We start from the raw sequence: 7658 nt of genomic DNA, 5'->3' as shown, positions 1-7658 counted from the left end.
GCTCTGCCCGGCTGCTCTTCGCTTGTGCGCCAACCGCAGCCGGGCAGAGCCCGGCTCTACCAGAGCGGGCAACGGCATGATAGAAAGGCGACCGCCCCCATCGCCTTTCACGCCGAGGCACCCATGCCCCCTGCCTGGACCAACCCGTACGGTCAGCCCATCGGCATGCCCCTGCCCGGCTGGCGCGCGCGTCAACGCCCGAACGCGATCACCTTACGTGGCCGCTTCTGTCGACTGGAGCCGCTGGACCCGGCCGTGCACGGTCCGACGTTGGCCAAGGCGTATGCCCTGGCGGTGGAGCCGCGCGACTGGACCTACATGGCCAGCGGGCCGTTCGATTCCGACGCCGCGTTTTACCAATACCTGTCCACTGCCGCCCGCAGCGACGACCCGCGTCACTACGCCGTGGTCGACCTGCAGAGCGGACAGGCCACCGGAACCCTGGCGCTGATGCGTCAGGACCCGGCCAATGGCGTCATCGAAGTCGGCCACGTGATGTTCTCGCCACTGCTGCAACGTACGCCGGCGGCAACCGAAGCCCAGTTCCTGCTGATGCACTATGTGTTCGACGTGCTGGGTTATCGCCGTTACGAATGGAAATGCGACAGCCTCAATGCCGGCTCACGCAAGGCGGCGGAACGCTTGGGGTTCCAGTTCGAGGGTATCTTCCGCCAGGCGCTGGTCTACAAGGGCCGCAATCGCGACACCGCATGGTTCTCGGTGATCGACAGCGAGTGGCCGAAGCTGGATGAGGCGTTCTCTGCTTGGTTGGCGGCTGACAACTTTGACGAAGCCGGGACACAGCGACGGCCGCTGACGGCGATGCGCTGACCATCGAAGCAACTGCTGCTGCCCTTATACTGATCGCCTCACAGGGAAACTCAGGGGGAGCGCAACAGTGAGGACACTCACATCATGGCTGGCCTGCGCGGCGATTGCCTGCAGCATGACAGTGGCGGATGTACGGGCCGACGAATTGAAGGAGCGCGCTGCGATTGTCGCGGAAGTGGCCCGACTGATGGACGCCAACGATTACGCCGGGCTCGAGGCCATGGCGAAGGACTTTCGCCAGAACAAATCGCGCACTGAAAGTGGCGTATGGAAGCTGAGCCAGTTTTATGGTGGCATCTCCGACAAGTTCGATACCCGCGACCAGGACGGCGACACCTGGGATGCGCGTGGTCGCTGGATGACCGGATGGCTGAAGCAATATCCTTCCTCCCCGACTGCCCTGCTCGCGGGCGCACAGCTGCGCGTAAATCTTGCGTGGGCCTATCGCGGCACCAGTGGCTACGCCTACAAGGTAGACAAAGAGCGATGGGCCGCCTTCAAGGCGCAGAACAGTTTTGCAGGCGAGTATCTGAACCACATCCGGAAGGTCGGGCGGAAGGATCCCGAGTGGTATTCACTCGCGCTGGAAGTTGCGCGCAAAGGCGGTGCTAGTGACACCGAATATGTTGCACTTTTCGACGAAGCGACGCGTCGACATCCCGACTACCTTGAGATACATTTTCAGGGCGTGAGCAACTACGTGCCCAAATGGGGCGGCAACGCAGAAGCGCTCGACGCGCTGGTCATACTCTCCCAGAAGCGGGTTCGCGCGAAGGACCGCGCCATGCTGTACGCCAGGATGTACTGGGCTGCATCCCAGTTCCAGTACGGCACAACGTTGTTCGAGGACAGCAAGGCCAATTGGCCCAGAATGCAGCGCGGATTCGACGACATGCTTGAGCGCTACCCCTCCGAATGGAACCTTCAGGCTTATGCCTATTTCGCCTGTGCTGCGGGCGACCGCACCGCCTCACAGAACCTGATCTCACGCATGGCCCAACCGCCCATCCTGAAGGTATGGGACAAGCAGGCGATCTACGACGACTGCCGTGCGCAGTCCTTCACCACCGCATCAGCCGGGGGCCAGAACTCGTTCTGACCCCCGGGAGTGACCCAAGCGCTATCAGCCGCCTGTCGCCGGTGCGGCAGGCTCGGCAACCGGCGCCGCCGGGGCCGCCGGAGCAACCGGGGCCGGTACATCCGGCGTAATCCGCCACACAGTGTTTGCAAGGTCATCGGCCACGATCAGCGCGCCCTTGGGGTCAACGGTCACGCCGACCGGGCGACCGCGGGTCTTCCCATCCTCACCCCGGAAGCCGGTCGCAAAATCGATCGGCTCACCGGACGGCTTGCCGTTGCTGAAGGGCACGAACACCACCTTGTAGCCCACCGGCGGGTTACGGTTCCAACTGCCGTGCTCGCCGACGAACACGCCGTCGGCAAACCCGCTGCCCATCACCGGCGACGAGAACGCGACGCCCAGGGCGGCCACATGCGAACCCAGCGCGTAGTCCGGGGTCAATGCGGTGGCGACCAGTTCCGGCTTCTGCGGCATCACCCGCGTGTCAACGTGCTTGCCCCAGTAGCTGTACGGCCAACCGTAGAAGCCACCCTCCTTCACCGAGGTGAGGTAATCCGGCACCAGGTTCGGGCCGATCTCATCGCGTTCGTTGACCACCGCATACAGCGTGCCGGTGCCCGGCTGCACCGCCAGCGCGGTCGGGTTGCGGATACCGCTGGCGTAGGTGCGGTGCGCGCCGGTCTGCGCATCGATCTCCCAGACCACGGCACGGTCGATCTCGACGTCCATGCCACGTTCGCTGACATTGCTGTTGGAGCCGATGCCCACGTACAGATGACGGCCATCGGCACTGGCGGCCAGCGACTTGGTCCAGTGGTGGTTGATCGCCGAAGGCAGGTCGGTGACCTTGACCGGTGCGGCGCTGGCCTTGGTCTCACCCTCGGTGTAGTCGAAGCGGACCAGGGCATCCTGGTTGGCCACATAGATCGCGTTGCCGATCATGGCCAGGCCGTAAGGCGCGTTGAGCTTGTCGGCGAACACCGTCTTCAGTTCGTACACGCCGTCACCATCGGCGTCACGCAGCAGCGTGAGCCGATTGCCGCTCTTGACCTGGGTGTTGCCCTTGGCCTTGATCTTGCTCGCAATCACATCCTTGGGCTTGAGCGGTTTGGCGCTGCCGCCGCGACCTTCCGCAATCAGGATGTCGCCATTGGGCAGCACCAGGGTCTGGCGCGGAATGGCCAGGTCGGTGGCGATGGCGCGGATGGAATACCCCTTCGGCACGGTCGGGACCTGGTCACCCCAGGCAGCCGGCTGGGCGATGGTCATGTCCGGCATCACGCCGCGATGGGGCGACGGCAGTTCCGGGGCGTTGCCGTACTGGGCCATGTCCGGGGCCTTCTGCCCGCTGCAGGCAGCAAGCGCCACGCTCAACGCAGACAGGCTCACAATCTTGAGGGCGCGGCTCATCGCACACCTCCGGCGTTGCGCAGGCAGCACAGGCCAAGCACGGTGGCGACCAGCGCCAGCACGGTCAGAATGACCGACATCACCAGTCCGCCGGGCATCACCGCCCAGGCATCCCGGGCGTGGTGCAGCGAATTGACGAAGCCCAGCACCCAGGTGATGGCGAGCACGATCACGTAAGCGAATCGGCGGCTACCGCGCACCAGGCCCACAATGCCACCCAGCAGGGCCAGCGTCGTCAGCACCATGGCACCGACCAGCAGCCAGGCGGCGAAGTTGGCCCACTGGATCTGATAGGTGGTCCAGTACGCGTAATCCGCCAGCAGCGTGGCCAGGTAGAACGGGAAGACCCCGCCGAGGAAGGCCGCATGCAGCGGATGGATGACCCAGGGTCGGGTCACGACGACAGTTGAAGCCATGGTGGTCTCCTGCAGTGGACGAAGCGCTTGTAACAGCGGGCTTGAAACAGCGGGGGGAAGCCCGTTCATCCTGCCAGAGCCGGCGTGAGGGTGGGATTGACCTTAGGTTTGATTGTGCAAAGCCTTGGCGTGTGCAGCGTGGCACCATGTGCGGGTTACCATGAAGTGCTGTCATGTCCACCGAATCCACGCCCCCGGCCGCAGCCAAGCTGCCTGACCCCACCGCCCCTGCCCCGTCAGGTTTCGCCATCCGCATCGTGGGAGCCGCTGCCGTCGCGCATCTGCTCAACGACATGATCCAGGCGGTGCTGCCGGCGGTGTATCCGCTGTTCAAGGCGGAATTTGCCTTGAGCTTCGGCCAGATCGGCTTGCTGGGGCTGGTCTATCAGATCACCGCCTCGCTGCTGCAGCCGTGGATCGGCATGTACACCGACAAACACCCGCTGCCTTACCTGCTGCCCGCTGGCATGGTCGCGACGTTTGTGGGCATTGCGATGATGGCGCTGGCCGGCAGTTACGAAATGCTGCTGGTCGCGGCGGCGGTGATCGGGATCGGCTCGGCCACCTTCCATCCCGAAGCCTCACGGGTGGCGCGGATGGCGTCCGGTGGGCGGTTTGGCACGGCGCAGTCGACGTTCCAGGTCGGCGGCAACAGTGGCCAGGCGCTTGGTCCGCTGCTGGCGGCCGCCGTGGTCATCCCGCACGGCCAGCGTGCCATCGGCTGGTTCCTGCTGGTTGCTTCGCTGGGCATCGCGGTGCTGTTCCGGCTGGGACGCTGGTCCGCCCACCATCGCACCGCCACCTTGAACAGCCTGTCGCGCTCGCAGGGCGTGGGCCTGAGCCGCAACAAGGTAATTCAGGCCATCGGCGTGATCGCGGTGCTGATGTTCGCCAAGTTCGTCTACATCGCCTCGATCACCAACTACTTCACGTTCTATCTGATCGAACGCTTCCAGCTGAGCGTGCAGCAGAGCCAGATCTATCTCTTCATCTTCCTGGCCTCGGTGGCGCTGGGCACCTTCATGGGCGGACCGGTCGGCGACCGCATTGGGCGCAAGGCGGTGATCTGGATCTCGTTCCTGGGCGTGGCACCGTTCGCGCTCGCCTTGCCCTACGCCAATCTGTTCTGGACCGCGGTGCTCGCGGTGGTCATCGGACTGGTGATGTCGTCGGCCTTTGCTGCGCTCGTGGTGTATGCGCAGGAGGCGGTGCCCGGGCGTGTGGGCTTGGTGTCAGGGCTGATGTTTGGCTTGATGTTCGGCATTGGCGGCATGGGCGCGGCCGGGCTGGGTCAGCTGGCCGACGCGCATGGCATCGTGTGGGTGTATCACTTCACCTCGTTCCTGCCGCTGCTGGGATTGGCAACAGCGTTGCTGCCCAAGACAGCGATGCGGTAGGTGAAGCAGCCGGGCAGAGCCCGGTTCTACGTTACTTCGACATCGAGTACGGCTGTTCCGCGCCCTGCCCCGGCCACGCCTTGTTCGGTTCGGCCTGCAGGGTGAAGTGCAGTTCGCCGCCGGCCAGGATTTCCGAATGACGCAGGAAGGTGCGGTTCAGCGGCTTGCCGTTGAGCGTGACCGAACCGACGTAGTCATGCCCCTTGCCCACACCCTCGGCGGTGACTGTGAAGGTCTTGCCGTTGGGCAGATTGAGCGAGGCCTTGGGCAGGAACGGACGGCCGATGATGTACTCAGCGCTGCCCGGTGCCACCGGGTAGAAGCCCAGCGCGGTGAACACGTACCACGCCGACATCTGGCCCAGGTCGTCATTGCCGGCCAGGCCATCCGGACGGTCGGCGTACTGCGAATCCATGATCTGCTTCAGGCGCGACTGCGTGCGCCACGGCTGGCCGCTGTAGGCATACAGGTAGGCGACATGGTGGCTGGGTTCGTTGCCGTGCGCATACCAGCCGATCAGGCCGGTGATGTCTTCCATGTGTTCGAAGATCGAGGGGTCGACCTTGGCTTCAAACACCTCATCCAACCGCGCCAGCAGCTTGTCGGAACCGCCGTGCGAGGCGGTCAGGCCGGCCACGTCATGCGGCACGTACCAGGAATACTGCCAGGCATTGCCTTCGGTGTAGTCGGTGCCATAGCCACTCGCGCTGGGATCGAACGGGGTACGGAAGCTGCCGTCACGTTTGCGTGCGCGCATGAAGCCGGTTTCCGGATCAAACGCGTTGCGCCAGTTGCCCGCGCGCTTGTCGAAGGTGGCTGCGACATCGGTGCGTCCCATGGCCTGCGCCATGCGGGCGATGGTCCAGTCGTCGTACGCGTATTCCAGCGTCTTGCTGGCGGCCTCGCCTTCTTCGTCGATCGGCACCCAGCCAAGCTCGCGGTACTGCGCGATGCCGTCATAGGGACCGTAGTTGGCGGTGGCGACCATGGCGTCCAGCGCCTTGTTGGCGTCGAAGCCGCGGATGCCCTTCACGTACGCATCGGCGATCACCGGCACCGCGTGGTAGCCGATCATGCACCAGGTCTCCTGGCCGTGGAACGACCACACCGGCAGCATGCCATAGGCACTGTGCTGCTGATGCGCCAGCAGCGAGTTGATGAAGTCGCTGCTGCGCTGTTCCGGCTGCACCAGGGTCAGCAGCGGATGCAGGGCACGGTAGGTGTCCCACAGCGAGAAGGTCGAATAGTGGGTGAAGCCTTCGGCTTTGTGTACGGCGTTGTCGGAACCGCGGTACTGGCCATCGGCATCCATGAACAGCGTCGGGCCGAGCAGGCTGTGGTACAGCGCGGTGTAGAGGCTGCGGCGATCATGTTCCGGGCCCTGCGCGTCGAGCACCGACAGCGCCTGCTGCCATTGGGTCCGTGCCTGTGCGCGCACGCGGTCAAAATTCTGGTCCTTCGCTTCGGCGTCCAGATTGGCGACGGCTCCGGCCTCGCTCACCGAAGAAATCGCCACGCTCACCACCAGCGGCGCGTCCAGCTTGCCGAAGTCGAAGGTGCCGACCAGTTGGCGGCCTTCGATCTGCGGACGCTGCGCGGGCGTGTTGTGGCTCGGCGGCGGGAAGCCCTTGTAGGCAATGTCGGTTTCGGTGTTGTGCAGCTCATGCCCCTTCAACGGGCGCGAGAAGCGCATCGCGAAATACAGCTGGCGGCCCGGGGCCCAGCCGCGGGTCTCGCGGAAGCCGGTGACCGTGCCGTCCTCGCGGATGCGCACGCGCGACCACAGGATCTTGCCCGGGTAGTCGTACAGGCTGGTGCGCAGGTCCAGCAGCACCTTGGCCTCTTCACCCTTCGGGTAGGTATAGCGGTGTACGCCGGTGCGCGGGCTGGCGGTCAGCTCGGCGCGCACCTTGTAGTCGTCCAGGGTGACGGCGTAGTAGCCGGGCTCGGCCACTTCACGATCATGGTGGAAGCGGGAGGCGTAGCCGCTGCGCGGCTTTTCCGGGTCGCCGCGCTCCAGTCCCGGGGTGCCCGTGTACGGCATGACCAGCACGTCGCCGAGGTCGGAATGGCCGCTGCCGGAGAAGTGCGTGTGCGAGAAGCCGACAATGCTGCTGTCGTCGTAGCGGTAGCCCGCCGCCCAGTCATAGGCCTTTTCGCGCGGCTGGATGCGGGTGTCCGGACTCAGCTGCACCATGCCGAACGGCACCGTCGCGCCGGGATAGGTATGCCCTTCCCCGCCCGTGCCGATGAAGGGATCCACCGCCGCATAGGCGCGTTCCCCCACCATGGCCGGAGCCGCGCCTGCTGTGCCTGACGTACCTGCCAGCATCGCTGCTACCGCCAGCCCCACCCACCGTACCGCCCCCGCTTTAGCCATGGCGTGATTTAGATCGATTCAAGGAAACCTGATCCTAGCACCGTGGGCGGGCGCATGCATGTTGCGCCGCAGTTTGTCGGTTCTGAAAGCCCGGTAGCGCCGGCCGTTGGCCGGCCCACGGACCGTATGGGCCGGCCAACGGC

General features: G+C 65.0%; 6 protein-coding genes. 3 read left to right on the top strand and 3 right to left on the bottom strand.

Features of this window, described 5'->3' with window-relative positions; translation table 11 throughout:
* Positions 1–123: 123 nt before the first annotated feature.
* Together QMX83_RS18650 and QMX83_RS18645 are read left to right on the top strand one after the other, a co-directional pair.
* Complete coding sequence (locus tag QMX83_RS18650) at positions 124–831, top strand: GNAT family protein (RefSeq protein WP_282298135.1); 708 nt, start codon at positions 124–126, stop codon at positions 829–831.
* 67 nt (positions 832–898) lie between these two features.
* A complete protein-coding gene (locus QMX83_RS18645; RefSeq protein WP_282298134.1) occupies positions 899–1930 on the top strand; it encodes a hypothetical protein in 1032 nt (343 codons plus the stop codon).
* 24 nt (positions 1931–1954) lie between these two features.
* Here QMX83_RS18645 and QMX83_RS18640 read toward each other — a convergent pair whose 3' ends face one another.
* Together QMX83_RS18640 and QMX83_RS18635 are read right to left on the bottom strand one after the other, a co-directional pair.
* Complete coding sequence (locus tag QMX83_RS18640) at positions 1955–3322, bottom strand: sorbosone dehydrogenase family protein (protein ID WP_282298133.1); 1368 nt, start codon at positions 3320–3322, stop codon at positions 1955–1957.
* On the bottom strand, positions 3319–3738 hold the full coding sequence (locus QMX83_RS18635; protein ID WP_282298132.1) for a hypothetical protein: 420 nt from the start codon (positions 3736–3738) through the stop codon (positions 3319–3321). Before QMX83_RS18635 ends, QMX83_RS18640 begins: the two co-directional genes overlap by 4 nt.
* Positions 3739–3911: 173 nt before the next feature.
* On the opposite strand from QMX83_RS18635, the gene QMX83_RS18630 reads away from it, so the two are divergent.
* Entirely contained in the window at positions 3912–5135 is a 1224-nt protein-coding gene (locus tag QMX83_RS18630) for an MFS transporter (RefSeq protein WP_282298131.1), read from the top strand.
* 31 nt (positions 5136–5166) lie between these two features.
* On the opposite strand, the gene QMX83_RS18625 is transcribed toward QMX83_RS18630, so the two are convergent.
* Positions 5167–7467 (bottom strand): GH92 family glycosyl hydrolase, encoded by a 2301-nt coding sequence (locus QMX83_RS18625; RefSeq protein WP_282298130.1) that lies wholly within the window; start codon positions 7465–7467, stop codon positions 5167–5169.
* Positions 7468–7658 lie beyond the last annotated feature (191 nt).

The organism is Stenotrophomonas sp. PS02289, from assembly GCF_029960115.1.
GTDB lineage: Bacteria > Pseudomonadota > Gammaproteobacteria > Xanthomonadales > Xanthomonadaceae > Stenotrophomonas.
This window is presented reverse-complemented; position numbering and strand designations above follow the sequence as displayed.